A 15,253-nucleotide genomic window follows, 5' to 3' on the forward strand; every position below is an offset into this window, starting at 1 on the left:
AACCTCTCCCTGTGTCCCTCGTCCCCGTGAACGCCCGCCATCTCCTGCCACCCGCGAGGCGCGGATGATTCAAGCGTGGCTGTGGAAGCTGGGCCTGGGACGCGGCCGGGTGCACGTCTTCTACGACGAGGCCTACCGCCTTCCCCTCACCGGCATCGAGTCCTCCGTGGGCATCGAGCCGCGCGGCACCGACTTCACCACCTGGTACCTGCTGGAGGCCGGCGTGGTGCGCGCCGCGGACGTGCGCCACCCCGTGCCCGTGTCCTACGCGCAGCTCGCGCGCGTGCACGACGCCCGCTACCTGGAGTCCCTCTCCGACCCCGCGACGCTCGCGCGCATCTACGCCACCGACCCGTCGGAAGTGCCCGTGGACGCGCTCCTGGACAGCGTGCGGCTCGTGTGCGGCGGGACGTTGGGCGCGGCCCGGCTGGCGCTCGCGCGACAGGGGCCCGTGGTCAACATGGCCGGTGGCTTCCACCACGCGCGCCCGGACAAGGGCGGCGGCTTCTGCACCGTCAACGACATCGCGGTGTCCGTGGCGGACCTGCGCGCCTCCGGCTTCGACGGCTCCGTGGCCGTGCTGGACCTGGACGCGCACCCGCCGGACGGCACAGCCGCGTGCCTCGCCGGACAACCCAAGGTGTGGATCGGCTCCGTGTCCGGCAGCGACTGGGGCGTGCTGCCCCCCGGCGTGGATGAAACACGCGTGCCGGATGGCTGTGACGACGTCACCTACGTGCAGAAGGTGAAGGACCTGCTCGCGCGCATGCCGCGCTCGGACATCACCTTCGTCATCGCCGGTGGGGACGTGCTGTCCGGGGACCGCTTCGGGCGCGTGGGCATCACGCTCCAGGGTGCGCGCAAACGCGACGTGGCCATCGCCGCCGCGCTGCGAGGACGGGCCAGCGTGTGGCTGCCCGGGGGCGGCTACCACGCGGAGTCCTGGAAGCTGTTCGCGGGCACGGTGCTGGTGCTCGCGGGCCTGGGCCACCAGCGCATCACCGCGCGCTATGACCCATTGAGCGCGCGCTTCCAGCGCATCGCGCACATGTTGGATCCGGAGAAGGCCAACACCGCCGGGAAGGCGCCGCACTGGGAGCCCTTCTCGCTGGAGGACCTGGAGGGCCCGCTGCGGCTGGGGCCGGAAGTGCAGCCGCGCGTCCTGGGCCACTACACCGCGCAGGGCATCGAGTACGCGCTCTTCCGCTACGGCCTGCTGTCGTACGTGGAGCGCCTGGGCTACAGCCGCCTGCGCGTGCAGGTGACCTCCACCGGCGGCACCGGCGACCGCATCATGGTGCTGGGCCACGCGGGCGGCCGCGAGCACCTGCTGTCGGACTCGGTGGTGGAGAAGAAGGAACTCCAGGGCGAGACCTTCCTCTTCGCCAACTGGCTGTCCCTGCGCCATCCCCGCGCGCGCTTCAGCGACAAGCGTCCGCAACTGCCCGGCCAGGAGGTGCCCGGCCTGGGCCTGTCTCGCGAGACGACCGAGGTGCTGCTCGCCATGGCCCAGCGCCTGGGCCTGGCCGGCGTGGCCTTCCGGCCCATGTGGTACCACCTGGCCGTCGTCGCGCGCGGCCGCTTCCACTTCTCCACCCCGGAGCGCCAGGGCCGCTTCGAAGCGCTGATGCGCGACCTGTCCTCGCTGTCGCTCGTGGAGGCCACGCGCGCCGTGGCCGAAGGGCGCGTGCGCCTGGACGGCCAGCCGTACCCGTGGGAGCCGGACGACATGCTCTGCCACCTGACACCCGTGTCCTTGGACGCGGAGGCCGTGGCGAAGGAGCGCGAGCGCTGCCACTTCACCGTGGTGCCCGCGGCAGCACCGGAGCCCGTCACCGCTCCGCCCGTGAAGCCCGAGCCCCTGTGAAGCCGATGCGGGGCCCGTGGTAGGTCAGGACACGTGGACCTGAACGCGCAACGCCGTGAACAACACAAGCTGCGGCTGTCGTGGATGCCGTGGCTCTACTTCAGTCTCAAGCCGCGCCACCGCGAATGGGCGGAGGCCTGGCAGCGCGAGGTGCAGGACCGCCTGCGCGAGCTGGAGACAGTTGATATCGCCGAAGGATGTTTCATTGCCCCTGAGGCGCGCATCTTCGCGGAGCCCGGCCGCACCGTGCGCATCGGGCCGGGGTGCAGCATCGGCGCGGACGTCTTCATGCACGGGCCCGTGGTGCTGGAAGCGCGCGTCAGCCTCAACGCGCGCGTCAGCCTGGACGGCGGCACTTGCGGCGTCCGCATCGGCGAGGGCAGTCGCATCGCCACCGGCGCCACGCTCTATGCCTTCGACCATGGCCTCGCACCGGATCGCCCCGTGCGCGAGCAGCCCGTCACCTCGAAGGGCATCGTGATTGGCCAGGACGTCTGGGTGGGCGCCAACGCGGGTATCACCGACGGTGTCACCGTGGGCGACCACGCGGTGATTGGAATGGGCGCTGTCGTCACCCGCGACGTGCCCCCGTGGGCCATCGTTGGTGGCGTGCCTGCACGCCTGCTTGGGGATCGCCGTCAACGCCCCCGTTCCGGAATTCCCGGGGGCTGGGAGCCTCCTGACTCCGAGGGAAACCCCTGAGTCCAGGGTGGGTCCATTGACTTTGAAACATTCGAGCGCCCTATGCTTCGGGCCGCGGTGAGACGGAGAGAGGGGTCGGGCCCGGACGAACCGGGTGGGTTTCCCTCCAATCCAGGTTTCATTTCGTTTCATCCGTGCTGAAGGAGGCCGCGGTGGGGCAGGAGCAACGCGAAACGGGGAGCGCCGCTGCTCTGGGGCAGTCATCCGTGGCGGGCGACCTCGTGGACACGCGTCGCTTCCAGCGCGCCGGGTCGCTCCTGCGAGAGGCGCTCTTCGAATTGGACGCGGCGGGCCGCCTCGTCCTGGCGACCCCCGCCTGGGAGCGCCTGGTCGGAGCTCCCGTGCACGCGTGGCTGGGCCGCGTACTCGTGGAGCTGTTCCACCCGGAGGACCGGGACCAGGCGCGGGTGCTGCTGCGCACGGCGCTGTCGCGCACGGACGTGCCCTCACGGCTGGAGTTGCGGCTGTCTGGCGGCACGCAGCCGCGCTGGGTGGAGTTGTCCGTGACGGGCGACCCGGAGCACCTGGGCGGCGTGCTGGGCACGCTGGTGGACGTCACCCCGCGCCGTCTGGCGGAGGAGGCCGCCGCCACGCGCGAGCGCTACCTGGGCGCGATGGTGGAGGTGCAGCGGCAGCTGCTCGCGCCAGAGGGCTCCGGGGATTTCTACAACGCCGTCCTGGAGCCGCTGGGCCGCGTCGCGGGCGCCAGCCGCGCCTACGTCTTCGAGTTCCACCGCGACGCCTCCGGACGGATGCTCCAGTCCCAGCGCGCGGAGTGGTGCGCGCCCGGCATTTCGCGCGAACTGGACAACCCGGACACGCAAGCGTGGCCCATCGACCAGGCCTTCACGCTGCACCAACTGGAGCAGCTCCACCGGGGCGAGGCCGTGCAGGGCTCGCCGGAGGACTTCGGCGCGGACAACGCGCCGGTGCTCCTGGCGCAGGGCATCCGTTCGCTGTTGGTGCTGCCCCTGGTGGTGCACGGCGAATCGTTCGGCTTCATCGGCTTCGACAACTGCGACGACGCGCGGCCCTGGTCGCACGTGGAGGTGAAGCTGTTGTCCGGCGCGGCCGGCGCGCTGTCGCTGGCGCTGGAGCAGCACACCACGGACGCGCTGCGCGTGCGCACGGAGACGGCGCTGCGCCGCACGGAGGCCGGCTTCCACCTGCTCATCGAAGGGTTCCCGGACCCCGTGGTGGTGCACACCACGGACGGCATGCTCCTGTCGGTGAACCCGGCCATGGCCAACTACCTGGGCTACCAGGACCCCGCGCAGCTGTTGGGCCGGCACCTGCTGGGCCTGGTGCGGCGCGAGGACCAGGAGGTCGCGCGCCGCCACCTGGAGGAGGCACAGGACGGGGCGCTGGCGGCCCGCTCGCATGAAGTGCCGCTGGTGCGCCGCGACGGGCAGGTGGTGAGCGCGGACCTGGTGACGCTGGGTGTGCTCTTCGACGGCGTGCCCGCGCGCGTGACGGTGGCGCGCGACTTCACCGAGCGCAAGCACATGCAGGCGCAGCTCATGCTGGGGGACCGGCTGGCCTCCATGGGCATGCTGGCCGCGGGCATCGCGCACGAGCTGAACAACCCGCTGTCCTACGTGCTCTCCAACCTGGAGTTCCTGCACCGCGCGCTGGGCCCCATGCCCCGGCCCCTGGGCGCCGAGGAGCTGCTGGAGTACCAGCAGGTGCTGGACGACGCGCGCGAGGGCTCCGAGCGGATGCGCCAGATTGTCCGCCAGCTCAAGGTCTTCTCCCGCGTGGACGACGCGCACGAGGAGTCGGTGGACCTGCACCGCGTGCTGGACTCCGTCGCGCAGATGGCGGCCAGTGAAATCCGGCCGCGCGCCCGCCTGGTGAAGCAGTACGGCGTCGTGCCGACGGTGCGCGCAAACGAGGGCAAGCTGTTCCAGGTGTTCCTCAACCTGGTCATCAACGCCGCGCACGCGATTCCGGAAGGCTTCACGGACGAGCACGAGATCCGGCTCATCAGCCGCGTGGACGACGACGGCCGGGTGGTGGTGGAGGTGCGCGACACGGGCCGGGGCATCGCGCCGGAGCTGCTGCGCCGCATCTTCGACCCCTTCTTCACCACCAAGGCGCCGGGCCAGGGCACCGGCCTGGGCCTGTCCATCTGCGACACCATCGTGCGCGCGCTGGGCGGCACCATCGCCGCGGAGTCCACGCAGGGCCACGGCGCCACCTTCCGCGTCACCCTGCACGTCGCCGCGCGGCCCACACTCGGGGCCTGACCAGCCCGCATTCCGCGTCCATGCGGCGGAGCGGGCCGCCCGTCCGCTGCCGCGAAATGGACTGAATCCGCCGCGCTCCCGTGTTCGAGTGTGGAGCGTCGGACGGCCTGCCCTCGCGTGCGCTCCCCTCCAGGGGACGACAGCGACACGCTGGGACCCGCCGCCGCCGGGGGCCTTCCCTTCCGGAGGCCGTGGAGGATGTCATGCGCACGCTGAACGCCCGCCTCGCTCCCGTGCTCGGGTTGCTGCTGGGCTGCGTGCTGTCGCTGGGGCCGGGCGCTACCCCCCGGCTGTCCACGGCGAGCGCGCAGGAGGGAACGCCGCGGGCTCCGGCTCCGGCGCAAGCTCCGGCGGACGCGTGCGCGGGCTCGGCGAACTTCCTCATCGGCGCGGCGCGCTCGGACATCACCGGCCCCGCCGCGGAGGTGGGGATGATGGGCTACGGGCAGGTGTCCCAGAAGACGGAGGGCATCCACCTGCGGCTGTACTCGCGGGCGTTCGTCATCGCCTCGCCATGCAACGGCCGCCGCGTGGCCTTCGTCAGCGCGGACCTGGGCATGGTGTTCCAGGCGGTGAAGCAGCAGGTGGTGGAGCGGCTGCGCTCGAAGCTGGGCGACACGTTCTCCGACGACAACGTGCTGCTCAGCGCCACGCACACGCACTCCGGACCGGGCGGCTTCAGCCACTACACGTTCTACAACCTGACGACCTTCGGCTTCGTGCCCCAGAACTTCGAAGCCATCGTCTCCGGCATCACGGACTCCATCCTCCGCGCCAACGCGCGCCTGGCCGAGGGCTCGCTGCGGCTGTCCTCGGGCGACCTGCACGGCGCCAGCATCAACCGCTCACCGGAAGCCTACCTGCGCAACCCGGAGTCCGAGCGCGCCCGCTATTCCGACAACGTGGACGACCGCATGACGCTGCTCCGGATGACGGCTGCGGACGGACGCGAGCTGGGGCTCGTCAACTGGTTCGCCGTGCACGCCACGTCCATGGGCAACACGAACACGTACATCAGCGGCGACAACAAGGGGCTCGCGGCGCACACGTTCGAGGTGGAGAAGGGAGGACGGACGCCCGGAGGCCCGGACACCTTTGTCGCGGCGTTCGCGAACTCGAATGAAGGCGACGTCACGCCCAACATCCTGGGCGGCACGAACGGCGGCGGCGCGAACGACTTCGAGGACGCGGCCCTGTCCGCGAAGAAGCAGTACGACTTCGCCGCGCACCTGTGGTCCACCGCCGGGATGCCGGTGATGGGCGGCGTGGACTACCGGCACGCCTACGTGAAGATGGACGCGGTGGACGTCGCGCCCGCGTTCACGGACGGCAGAACGCACCGCACCTGCCCCGCGGCCATCGGCCTGTCCATGCTGGCGGGCGCGGAGGACGGGCCCGGCTTCGGTTCGGAAGGGGCCACGTGCGAGAACGTGCACGACGTGTGGAGCCAGTTCACCTGCGCCGCCGTCACCACGCCCTGCCAGGGAGAGAAGCCCATCGTCCTGGAGATGGGCACCATGAAGCCCTACCCGTGGTCCCCGGAGGTGCTGCCCCTGCAGGTGGTGACGGTGGGACCGCTGGCGCTGGTGGCGGTGCCCTTCGAGATGACCACCATGGCGGGCCGCCGGCTGCGCGACACGGTGCGCGCGCAGCTGCAAGGCACGGGCGTGACGGACGTGGTCATCGCGGGACCGGCCAACGCCTATTCGGGCTACGTGGCCACGCGCGAGGAGTACGCGCGTCAGGACTACGAGGGCGCGTCCACGCACTTCGGCCCGTGGACGCTGGGGGCGCTGCAACAGTCCTTCACGGGGCTCGCGAGCGCGTTGCGCGACGGGACATCCGTGCCGCCGGGCCCCACGCCGCGCGACCTGCGCAAGGTGGTGGTGGGGCTGCAGCCCGGCGTGGTGTTCGACGACAAGCTGCTCTGGGTGGACTTCGGCGCCGTCGCGGAGGAAGCGAAGGCTTCCTACGTGCGCGGCGAAACGGCGAGCGTCACCTTCTGGGGCGGCCATCCGCGCAATGACCTGAAGCTGGGCGGCACCTTCCTGCGCGTACAGCGGCGGGAGTCGGATGGCACGTGGCGGGACGTGGCGAACGACGGAGACGGCGTCGCGCTGTACCACTGGCAGCGCGAGTTCTGCGTGCCCACGCTCGCGTGCTCACACGTGCGAATCACGTGGCCCATTTCCAAGGACACGCAGCCGGGAACGTACCGGCTGGTGCACGAGGGGAACTGGAAGTCCGGCTGGGACGGGCGCATCCACCCGTACGCGGGAAGCTCGCGCCCGTTCACCGTGCGCTAGCGCGAGTCAGTCGCAGGAACCGTCCGGGTTGCAGCGCTTGTCGCACTTCTTGCAGGACTCGCCGCCCTTGCCGCACTGGTTCTTGTTGGGCGCGGGGATGCAGCTGTTGCCATCGCAGCAGCCGGCGCAGGTGGACGGGTCGCAGCGGCAGAAGCCGTTGATGCACGCGAGCCCCGGACCGCACGCATTGCCGAGGCCGCAGAAGCACTTGCCGCCGTTGCAGCGGTTGGCGTTGAGGTCGCAGGCCGGGCCGGTGCCGCAGCCGCAGGTTCCGCGGTTGGTGCAGGTGTCGGCGCGGTCCGAGTCGCAGATTTCGCAGGCGACGCCGCCCACGCCGCAAGTGCGGAAGGTGCGGGACGTGCACACGCCGTCGCGGCAGCAGCCGTCCGGGCAGTCCACGCAGAAGGTGCCGCCGTTCGAGGCGGTCAGCCGCACGGTGACCTCCACCTCGTAGCCGTCGCGCACGGTGGCGGTGGCCTCGCCGGTGGCGACCGTGGCGTCGTCGCGCAGTCCCTCCACGCGGAGGGTGGCCTGGGTGCCATTGGCCGCGCCGTCCAGGAGGACGCGGAACGTCTCACCGTTCACGAGCGCGCGGCTGGAGTCCTCGGGCAGCAGCGAGGTGGGCACGGAGGCGCCTTCCGCGGTGGCGGAGACGCGCAGCCGGGTGAGGTTCAGCGAGGGCTCGAACTCGGTGGTGACGAAGAGGGCGGTGCCGGATGCGGCGGCGGGGTCGCGGCAGGCGGCGAGGGTCACCAGGGTCAGCAGGCCACTGCACAGGAGGAGCTGGACGAGCGTCCGGCCGGGGGGTGCTCCCACGGAAGTCATGATGGAACGAGGGTAGCGGTTCCTCCGTCGCGAAGTGGAAAGCGTGGTGGACCTGGGGGCAAGGGCGTTGGACAGCGGACGCTCACCTTCCGGTATCCCGGGATGTCCGGTGTGTCACCGGCCGTGCTTCTCGCGTGGCGCCAGGGAAGGGAAGGCCGCAGCATGAGGGAGCGAGCGCGAGCGAGGGAGGCGGCAACGGCATGGTGGTCATCGTCATGGGCGTTTCAGGCACCGGGAAGTCCACCGTGGGCCAGGCGCTCGCGGACCGGCTGGGGTGGACGTTCGTGGACGCGGACGACCTGCACTCGGTGGAGAACCGCCGGAAGATGGCCGCGGGCACGCCGCTGACGGACGTGGACCGGCAGCCCTGGCTGGAGCTGCTGCGCGCGAGGATGGAGAAGGCGTTGGACGCGGACGAGGACCTGGTGCTGGCGTTCTCCGGCCTCAAGGAGTTCTACCGCGCGCGACTCACCGTGGACGCCGGGCGCGAGCGCTGGGTGTACCTGCACGCGCCCGCGTCCGTCATCCGCGAGCGGCTCCAGCAGCGCCTGGGCCACTTCATGCCGGCGTCGCTGCTGGCCAGCCAGTTGGAGACGCTGGAGGTGCCCAGGGACGCCTTCACCGTGGACGTGACGCCGCCGCCGGACGTGGTGGTGCAGCGCATCCTGGACGGGCTGGCGCTACTGCCCGGGTAGCGCTTTTCAGCGCACGGGCTCGACGGTGGCGCCCAGGCGCTCCAGCAACTCGCGGTACCAGGTGAAGGCGCGCTCGGTGTGGCCCTTGAGCTCCTTGGTGCCCCACAGCAGCGTGAGGGTGCGGCGCGTGGTGGCGTCCGTCTTGGTGCGCTGGGCGTCCTTCACCGCGTTGGCGCACGGCCCCTGTGCGTCGAAGAGGCACAGAAGGCCCTCCAGGTCGATGGTCTGCCCGGAGGCGTTGAAGACGTAGCGGTCGCCCTGGATGGCGGTGGAGACGCGGAAGGGGGCCTGGGCCTTGTCCAGGTCCACGACGCTGATGGGCAGGCCGCTGTGCAGGGACACGGCGTTGCAGGCGTCCACCGCGGCGTTGATGGTGCCCAGGGTGCCATCGCCGGAGGCTCGCACCAGGTACTCGGACGCGGGCTTGCCCCGGCCCGTGGGCTTGTAGCCGCCGTGGCGGAGCAGGTCGCGCACGGCGCCCCGGACGGCGTCGTCACTCTGGATGGGGGCGGTGGCGCCGGGCTTCAGCAGGGCTTGCAGCCAGTCGGGCGCGGGCAGGTCCCCCAGGGGAGCGGGAAAAGTGGAGGTGAAGGCGATGAGGTCGAGGAGGGGATGGTTGTCGACGGTCAGCACGGCGGCACTCTACGCCACGCGCTGGTAGGGTAGGGATGGCTGCTGTTCCCTTCGTCCTCCCCTGGAGCCTCGCCATGCCCACGCTCATCCCGAAGCCCATCCGCGTGACGGCCGTGGGCAACAAGCCGAAGCTCATCGACGAGTACGTGGGCCGGGTGAACTCCAAGACGTCCAACATCAGCGTGGCCCACATGCGCAGCCCCGGTGGGTGGGAGGAGCCGGGCCAGACGCCCGAGTTCCGTGAAATCACCCTGGTGCTCGCGGGCACGCTGCGGGTGGAGCACAAGGGCGGGGTGATGGACGTCCACGCCGGCCAGACGGTGGTGTGCGAGCCCGGCGAGTGGGTCCGCTACAGCACCCCCGAGGAGGACGGCGCGGAGTACGTGGCCATCTGCACCCCGGCGTTCTCCCCGGGCACGGTGCACCGGGACGACTGAGGCCCGCGTTCCAAGCCGAGCGGAATCCCGGGCGGGGGCCTGCCTGCCCGGCCGCGTGGATGGACCTGGGGCCGTTGGGGGTTCGGAACCATCCCTCCGGCGGGCGGCTCGTGGCATAAGGGCGCGCCGCCTGATTCCCCGGGCCTTTTCGGTACGCACATGATCCGTCTCGACAACATCGGCAAGCAACACGGTCAGCAGATCCTCTTCATCGAGGCGTCGGCCGCTCTCCACAAGGGCGAGAAGGTGGGCCTGGTGGGCCCGAACGGCGCGGGCAAGACGACGCTGTTCCGGATGATGACCGGCCAGGAGTACCCGGACGAAGGACAGGTCTCCATCGACCGCGGCGTCACCATTGGCTACTTCAGCCAGGACGTCGGTGAGATGAACGGCCGCAGCGCGGTGTCCGAAGTGATGGACGGCGCGGGCCCGGTGAGCACCGTCGCGGCGGAGATGAAGCATCTGGAAGCCGCCATGGGTGACCCGGACCAGGCGGACAACATGGAGAAGCTCGTCGAGCGCTACGGCGTCGTGCAGGGCCGGTTCGAGGAGCTGGGCGGGTACGCGCTGGAGGGCCGCGCGCGGGAAATCCTCGCGGGCCTGGGCTTCAGCGAAGAGATGATGGACGGCGACGTGGGCAAGCTGTCGGGCGGCTGGAAGATGCGCGTGGCGCTCTCCCGCATCCTGCTGATGCGGCCGGACGCGATGTTCCTGGACGAGCCTTCCAACCACCTGGACCTGGAATCGCTCATCTGGCTGGAGGGCTTCCTCAAGGGGTACGAGGGCGGCCTGCTGATGACGTCGCACGATCGCGAGTTCATGAACCGCATCGTGACGAAGGTGGTGGAGATCGACGGCGGTTCGCTGACGACGTACTCGGGCAACTACGACTTCTACGAAGGCCAGCGCGCGCAGAACGAGGCGCAGCAGCAGGCGCAGTACGAGCGTCAGCAGGCGATGCTCGCGAAGGAGATCAAGTTCATCGAGCGGTTCAAGGCCCGCGCGTCGCACGCGGCGCAGGTGCAGAGCCGGGTGAAGAAGCTGGAGAAGATTGAAAAGGTGGAGCCGCCGAAGCGCCGCTCCACGGTGCTCTTCGAGTTCCAGCCGCCGCCGCGTTCAGGTGACGACGTGGTGAACCTGAAGAACGTGAGCAAGGGCTACGGCAAGCGGACCATCTACGACGGCCTGGACTTCCTGGTGCGCCGCGCGGAGCGCTGGTGCGTGATGGGCGTGAACGGCGCGGGCAAGTCCACGTTGCTGAAGCTGGTGACGGGCTCGACGCAGCCGGATGAAGGCTCGGTGGCGTTGGGTGGCAGCGTGAAGATGGGTTACTTCGCGCAGCACGCCATGGACCTGCTGGACGGAGAGAAGACGGTCTTCGACCAGCTGGCGGATTCGTTCCCGAGGGCGGGGCAGGGTTCGCTGAGGGCGCTGGCGGGCTGCTTCGGGTTCAGCGGCGACGAGGTGGAGAAGAAGTGCCGGGTGTTGTCGGGAGGAGAGAAGGCGCGTCTGGTGATGGCGCAGATGCTCTACGACCCGCCGAACTTCCTGGTGCTGGACGAGCCCACGAACCACCTGGACATGGGCACGAAGGAGATGCTGATCACGGCGCTGTCGCGCTACGAGGGCACGATGTTGTTCGTGTCCCACGACCGGCACTTCCTGGGAGCGCTGTCCAACCGCGTGCTGGAGCTGACGCCGGACGGCATCCACAAGTACGGCGGCGGCTACACGGAGTACGTCGCGCGCACCGGTCAGGAAGCCCCGGGTCTGCGCAGCTAGGAAATCCCGAGCTCTTCGAGGAGGGGCCGAAGGGCTGGCCCCATCCCATGGCGCTCGCAGACATCACGTAGCCCGGCGACATCCAGGTGTTGCCGGTTGCGCTCCAGAAGCTCCATGACGTCGGCCTTCGACTTCCATCCTCCCGCGAACAGCTTCAAGGCGATGAGGTGGGGAAGATCGACGACACGGAGGCGACTGCCTGGGTTCAAGGCCAACGACGCGGACTGAATGGCCTCTTGCGCAAGCGTGGTGTTGTCCTTCGCGCCGGGCCATGGATTCTGGAAGTTCACGATCTCGATGGTCTCGAAGTCCTCTCCTGAGACACGAAGGACTCCGCCCAGGGGATCTTCCGCATCGGGGTAACTGAGATCTGTCTCGAACCCCTCCGCCCGTAGAACCTCGTCAAGCTGACGAAACCGGGGGAAGGGATTGATGTTGATGGCCAGGTCGAAGTCTTCCGTCTGGCGCGGGTAGTAGTGCACGGCCAGGGCAATGGCACCAATCACCGCGGCGGAGATGCCGTGCTGTTCCAGGAGGCCAACCACACGCTCGGCAATCTGGAGCGTCCGCTCCTGCCGATTGGTACTGGCTGTGTCGCTCACTTGGGCGCACCCGGGCCGGGCTTATGCGCGCGCGCAGGTGTGATGTAGCGCATCCGTTCCTTGAGACTCAGCGCGAGCAACACCCGCTCCCGAGGCGTCATCGCCGCCAATCGATCGAACTGAGCCCTCCGCGCCGCGTCCGCGCTCTTGCTGGGGCGCTGTCCGTAGAGGCCACGAGGCGGCGGTGCATTGTCGGAGCTCATCGTGCCTCCATCCTATTCGAACAACTTGCTCGCGAGCCGGGCCAGGCGCTGTGCCTTGCCACGGTAGGGCGGGAAGAAGAGGTTCGTGAAGGCCGTGCGGCCCTGCCGCACCACCGCGCGTTCGTGGCTGAAGGCCTTGAAGCCCGCTTCGCCGTGGTACGCGCCCAGCCCGCTCTGCCCCACGCCTCCGAAGGGCAGGTGCGGGTTCACGTTGTGCAACACCACGTTGTTCACCACCGTGCCGCCCGCGCTCGTCTCCTTCAGCAGGCGCTCCACCGTGGCCTCTTCGTGGCTGAAGACATACATGGCCAGCGGCTTGCCCCCCGCGCGGACCTGCGTCACCACTTCATCCAGTGACTCGAAGCGCAGCACCGGCAGGAGCGGCCCGAAGATCTCTTCATCCATCACCGCCGACTCCGGCGTCACGTCCGCCAGCACCGTGGGCGCGATGTAGCGCGTCTCCGCGTGCACGCCGCCTCCCGCCACCACCCGCGCTCCTCCCGCCACGGACTCATCCAGCAACCGGCACACGCGCTTGAACGCGCCGTCATCCACCATCCGGCAGAAGTCCGGCGTCGCCCGCCGCGCCTCCTCGGTCTTCCCGTAGAAGCGCTCCAGCGCGGCCTTCATCCCGGAGAGCAGCGCCTCTTCCTTCGACGCGTGCACCCAGACGTGGTCCGGCGCGATGCACGTCTGTCCCGCGTTCAGGAACTTCCCCCACACAATCCGCTCCGCCGCCGCGTCCACGTCCGCTGACGCATCCACGATGACCGGCGACTTCCCGCCCAGCTCCAGCGTCACTCCCGACAGGTGCCGCGCCGCCGCCTCCATCACCCGCCGGCCCACGCGCGGCCCGCCCGTGAAGAAGAAGTGGTCGAACGGCAGCCGCAACAACGCCTCGCCCACCTCCGCGCCGCCCTCCACCAGCGCCACCTCGTCCTGCGGAAACACGTCCCGCAGCAGCTGCGCCAGGAAGCGCGCCGTGCCCGGCGTCTTCTCGCTCGGCTTGCACAGCACCGCGTTGCCTGCCGCCACCGCCGCCACCAGCGGCGACACCAGCAGGTGGAACGGGTAGTTCCACGGCGCCAGGATGAGCACCACGCCCTTGGGCTCCGGATGAACCTCGCTCTTCGTGCCCGCGAGCAGCAGCGGCGCCCCCACCTTGCGCGGCTTCATCCACGCCTTCAGGTGCTTCTGCACGTGCGCCAACTCCAGCAGCACGGGGAGGATTTCCGTCGCCTCCACCTCCGCGGGCGGCTTGCGGAAGTCCTCGTGCAGCGCGTCCGCCAGCTCCTCACGCCGCTCCAAGAGCAGCGCCTTGAGCTTCTCCAGCCGCGCGAGGCGCTCCTTGGGCCCTGTCTTCGCCAGCTCCCAGCGGCGCGCCTGGAGGCGGTCGAACACCGCCTGCAGGTCTCCCGGGACCAGGGCCTCCTCCACTGACACCACGCGCATGCCGGTTCCTCTCTCCCTCCCCAGGACCTACTCCAGCATCCGGGTCGCCTTGGAAGCCCATTCCTGGGTCTTTCCCCGATACGGCGGGAAGAACACCGCGGCCAGCGACTTCATCCACTGAACCATCACCGCCCGCTCGTGGCTGAACGTCTTGAAGCCGTAGTGCCCGTGGTAGTTCCCCAACCCGCTCATCCCCACCCCGCCAAACGGCAGGTTCGGGTTCGCCACGTGGATGAGCACGTTGTTCACCACCACCCCGCCGGACGTCGTGTGCTGGAGCACCTCCTCCACCATCTTCGAGTCCTGCGAGAACACGTAGAGCGCCAGCGGCTTCCCGCCTTCGTTGATGTGCGCGTAGACCTCCTCGCGCCGCTCGTACGTCAGCACCGGCAACACCGGCCCGAAGATTTCCGCCTCCATGATGGGCATCTTCGTCGTCACCCCGGACAACACCGTGGGTGCCACGTACCGCGACGGCCCGTCCGCCGTACCGCCCGCTTCCACCTTCGCCCCAGCGGCGACCGTGCGGTCGAGCACTTCCTTGATCCGCCTCCACGCCGCCGGGTCCACCACCCGCGCGAAGTCCGGGCTCGCCTGACGCTCGGCCTCCGTCGCTCCGTAGAAGCGCGTCAGCACCGCCTTGAACGCCTCCAGGAACGCCTGCTGCTTCGACGCCGGCACGTAGATGTAGTCCGGCGCCACGCACGTCTGGCCCGCGTTGACGAACTTGCCCCACGCCAGCGCCTCCGCCGCCGCTTTCAGGTTCGCCGAATCGTCGATGATGACCGGCGACTTGCCGCCCAGCTCCAGCGTCACGCTGGACAGGAACTTCGTCGCCGCCATCATCACCTTGCGCCCGATGTTCGGGTTGCCCGTGAAGAAGAAGTGGTCGAACGGGTGCTGGAGCAGTGACTCCGCCACCTCCGCGCCGCCCTCGAACACCGCCACCTCGTTCTCCGGATAGATGTCTCGCACCAGCTTCGCCAGGAAGCGCGACGTGTGCGGCGTCTTCTCGCTGGGCTTGAGCATCACCGCGTTGCCCGCGGCGATGGCCGCGATGAGCGGCGCCGCCAGCAGCTGGAACGGGTAGTTCCACGGCGACAGGATGACCACCACGCCCTTCGCCTCGAAGCGCACGTGGCTGGACGCGCCCTTGAGCGTCAGCGGCGTCGCCACCCTCTTGGGCTTCATCCACGACTTCAGGTGCTTCACCGTGTGGTTCAGCTCCTCCAGCGTCGGGTGGATCTCCGTCAGCTCCACCTCCATCGCCGGCTTGCGGAAGTCCTGGTGGATGGCCTCCGCCAGCTGCTCGCGCCGCGCGATGATGGCCTCACGCAGCTTGCGCAGCCTCGCGATGCGCTCCGCGGGAGTGCTGCGCGACAGGTTCCACCGGTTCGCGCGCTGCGACTCGAACACCGCGCGGATGCGGTCCACTTCAACCGTGGCCTGGGGGAGGAGGGACGCGACGGCTTCCAGCATGACTCAGCTCCGTTTCAAGAA

The 15,253-nt window shown here is 69.7% G+C and carries 13 protein-coding genes; 7 read left to right on the plus strand and 6 right to left on the minus strand.

The annotated features are described in order from the left end of the window. Window positions 1-64: 64 nt before the first annotated feature. The 4 genes from GTZ93_RS02020 (at window position 65) to GTZ93_RS02035 (ending at window position 7,124) form a co-directional block, all read left to right on the plus strand. Complete coding sequence (locus GTZ93_RS02020) at window positions 65-1,867, plus strand: histone deacetylase family protein (RefSeq protein ID WP_139915736.1); 1,803 nt, start codon at window positions 65-67, stop codon at window positions 1,865-1,867. A 33-nt stretch (window positions 1,868-1,900) separates the two neighbouring features. Further along, complete coding sequence (locus tag GTZ93_RS02025; RefSeq protein WP_120593762.1) at window positions 1,901-2,569, plus strand: acyltransferase; 669 nt, start codon at window positions 1,901-1,903, stop codon at window positions 2,567-2,569. Window positions 2,570-2,775: 206 nt separating this feature from the next. Next, window positions 2,776-4,818 carry an ATP-binding protein gene (locus tag GTZ93_RS02030; RefSeq protein WP_233596637.1) on the plus strand — a complete coding sequence of 681 codons (2,043 nt, stop codon included), beginning with the start codon at window positions 2,776-2,778 and terminating at the stop codon, window positions 4,816-4,818. 203 nt (window positions 4,819-5,021) lie between these two features. Then, window positions 5,022-7,124: a neutral/alkaline ceramidase gene (locus tag GTZ93_RS02035; RefSeq protein ID WP_139915737.1), complete on the plus strand. Its 2,103-nt coding sequence runs from the start codon at window positions 5,022-5,024 to the stop codon at window positions 7,122-7,124. Window positions 7,125-7,130: 6 nt separating this feature from the next. On the opposite strand, the gene GTZ93_RS02040 is transcribed toward GTZ93_RS02035, so the two are convergent. Next, entirely contained in the window at window positions 7,131-7,940 is an 810-nt protein-coding gene (locus GTZ93_RS02040; RefSeq protein WP_257978977.1) for a hypothetical protein, read from the minus strand. 209 nt (window positions 7,941-8,149) lie between these two features. On the opposite strand from GTZ93_RS02040, the gene GTZ93_RS02045 reads away from it, so the two are divergent. Beyond that, the gene (locus GTZ93_RS02045) at window positions 8,150-8,644 is read left to right on the plus strand and encodes a gluconokinase (protein ID WP_139915738.1); all 495 of its coding nucleotides are present in this window, start codon (window positions 8,150-8,152) and stop codon (window positions 8,642-8,644) included. Between the two features lie 6 nt (window positions 8,645-8,650). Here GTZ93_RS02045 and GTZ93_RS02050 read toward each other — a convergent pair whose 3' ends face one another. Further along, window positions 8,651-9,277, minus strand: a complete 627-nt coding sequence (locus GTZ93_RS02050; RefSeq protein ID WP_121752433.1) for a phenylalanine--tRNA ligase beta subunit-related protein — start codon at window positions 9,275-9,277, stop codon at window positions 8,651-8,653. 74 nt (window positions 9,278-9,351) lie between these two features. On the opposite strand from GTZ93_RS02050, the gene GTZ93_RS02055 reads away from it, so the two are divergent. Then, the gene (locus GTZ93_RS02055) at window positions 9,352-9,714 is read left to right on the plus strand and encodes a cupin domain-containing protein (RefSeq protein ID WP_120574709.1); all 363 of its coding nucleotides are present in this window, start codon (window positions 9,352-9,354) and stop codon (window positions 9,712-9,714) included. 159 nt (window positions 9,715-9,873) lie between these two features. After that, the gene (locus GTZ93_RS02060; RefSeq protein ID WP_139915739.1) at window positions 9,874-11,496 is read left to right on the plus strand and encodes an ABC-F family ATP-binding cassette domain-containing protein; all 1,623 of its coding nucleotides are present in this window, start codon (window positions 9,874-9,876) and stop codon (window positions 11,494-11,496) included. On the opposite strand, the gene GTZ93_RS02065 is transcribed toward GTZ93_RS02060, so the two are convergent. The 4 genes from GTZ93_RS02065 to GTZ93_RS02080 are packed head-to-tail and all read right to left on the minus strand — an operon-like array spanning window position 11,493 to window position 15,232. Then, window positions 11,493-12,098, minus strand: a complete 606-nt coding sequence (locus tag GTZ93_RS02065; RefSeq protein WP_139915740.1) for a nucleotidyltransferase family protein — start codon at window positions 12,096-12,098, stop codon at window positions 11,493-11,495. The genes GTZ93_RS02060 and GTZ93_RS02065 overlap by 4 nt on opposite strands. Then, window positions 12,095-12,301 carry a hypothetical protein gene (locus tag GTZ93_RS02070; protein ID WP_139915741.1) on the minus strand — a complete coding sequence of 69 codons (207 nt, stop codon included), beginning with the start codon at window positions 12,299-12,301 and terminating at the stop codon, window positions 12,095-12,097. The genes GTZ93_RS02065 and GTZ93_RS02070 overlap by 4 nt, the downstream gene beginning before the upstream one ends. A gap of 12 nt (window positions 12,302-12,313) precedes the next feature. Further along, window positions 12,314-13,753 carry an aldehyde dehydrogenase family protein gene (locus tag GTZ93_RS02075; protein WP_139915742.1) on the minus strand — a complete coding sequence of 480 codons (1,440 nt, stop codon included), beginning with the start codon at window positions 13,751-13,753 and terminating at the stop codon, window positions 12,314-12,316. 27 nt (window positions 13,754-13,780) lie between these two features. Beyond that, window positions 13,781-15,232 (minus strand): aldehyde dehydrogenase family protein, encoded by a 1,452-nt coding sequence (locus GTZ93_RS02080; RefSeq protein ID WP_139915743.1) that lies wholly within the window; start codon window positions 15,230-15,232, stop codon window positions 13,781-13,783. Between the last annotated feature and the right edge of the window lie 21 nt (window positions 15,233-15,253).

Origin of the sequence: Corallococcus exiguus (genome assembly GCF_009909105.1) — a bacterium.
GTDB lineage: Bacteria > Myxococcota > Myxococcia > Myxococcales > Myxococcaceae > Corallococcus > Corallococcus exiguus.

What these genes read in the sequence shown, in the direction of transcription:
- GTZ93_RS02020 (WP_139915736.1), top strand. Translation starts at nt 65, where the DNA reads ATGATTCAAGCGTGGCTGTGGAAGCTGGGCCTGGGACGCGGCCGGGTG.
- GTZ93_RS02035 (WP_139915737.1), top strand. Translation starts at nt 5,022, where the DNA reads ATGCGCACGCTGAACGCCCGCCTCGCTCCCGTGCTCGGGTTGCTGCTG.
- GTZ93_RS02045 (WP_139915738.1), top strand. Translation starts at nt 8,150, where the DNA reads ATGGTGGTCATCGTCATGGGCGTTTCAGGCACCGGGAAGTCCACCGTG.
- GTZ93_RS02055 (WP_120574709.1), top strand. Translation starts at nt 9,352, where the DNA reads ATGCCCACGCTCATCCCGAAGCCCATCCGCGTGACGGCCGTGGGCAAC.
- GTZ93_RS02060 (WP_139915739.1), top strand. Translation starts at nt 9,874, where the DNA reads ATGATCCGTCTCGACAACATCGGCAAGCAACACGGTCAGCAGATCCTC.
- GTZ93_RS02070 (WP_139915741.1), bottom strand. Translation starts at nt 12,301, where the DNA reads ATGAGCTCCGACAATGCACCGCCGCCTCGTGGCCTCTACGGACAGCGC.
- GTZ93_RS02075 (WP_139915742.1), bottom strand. Translation starts at nt 13,753, where the DNA reads ATGCGCGTGGTGTCAGTGGAGGAGGCCCTGGTCCCGGGAGACCTGCAG.
- GTZ93_RS02080 (WP_139915743.1), bottom strand. Translation starts at nt 15,232, where the DNA reads ATGCTGGAAGCCGTCGCGTCCCTCCTCCCCCAGGCCACGGTTGAAGTG.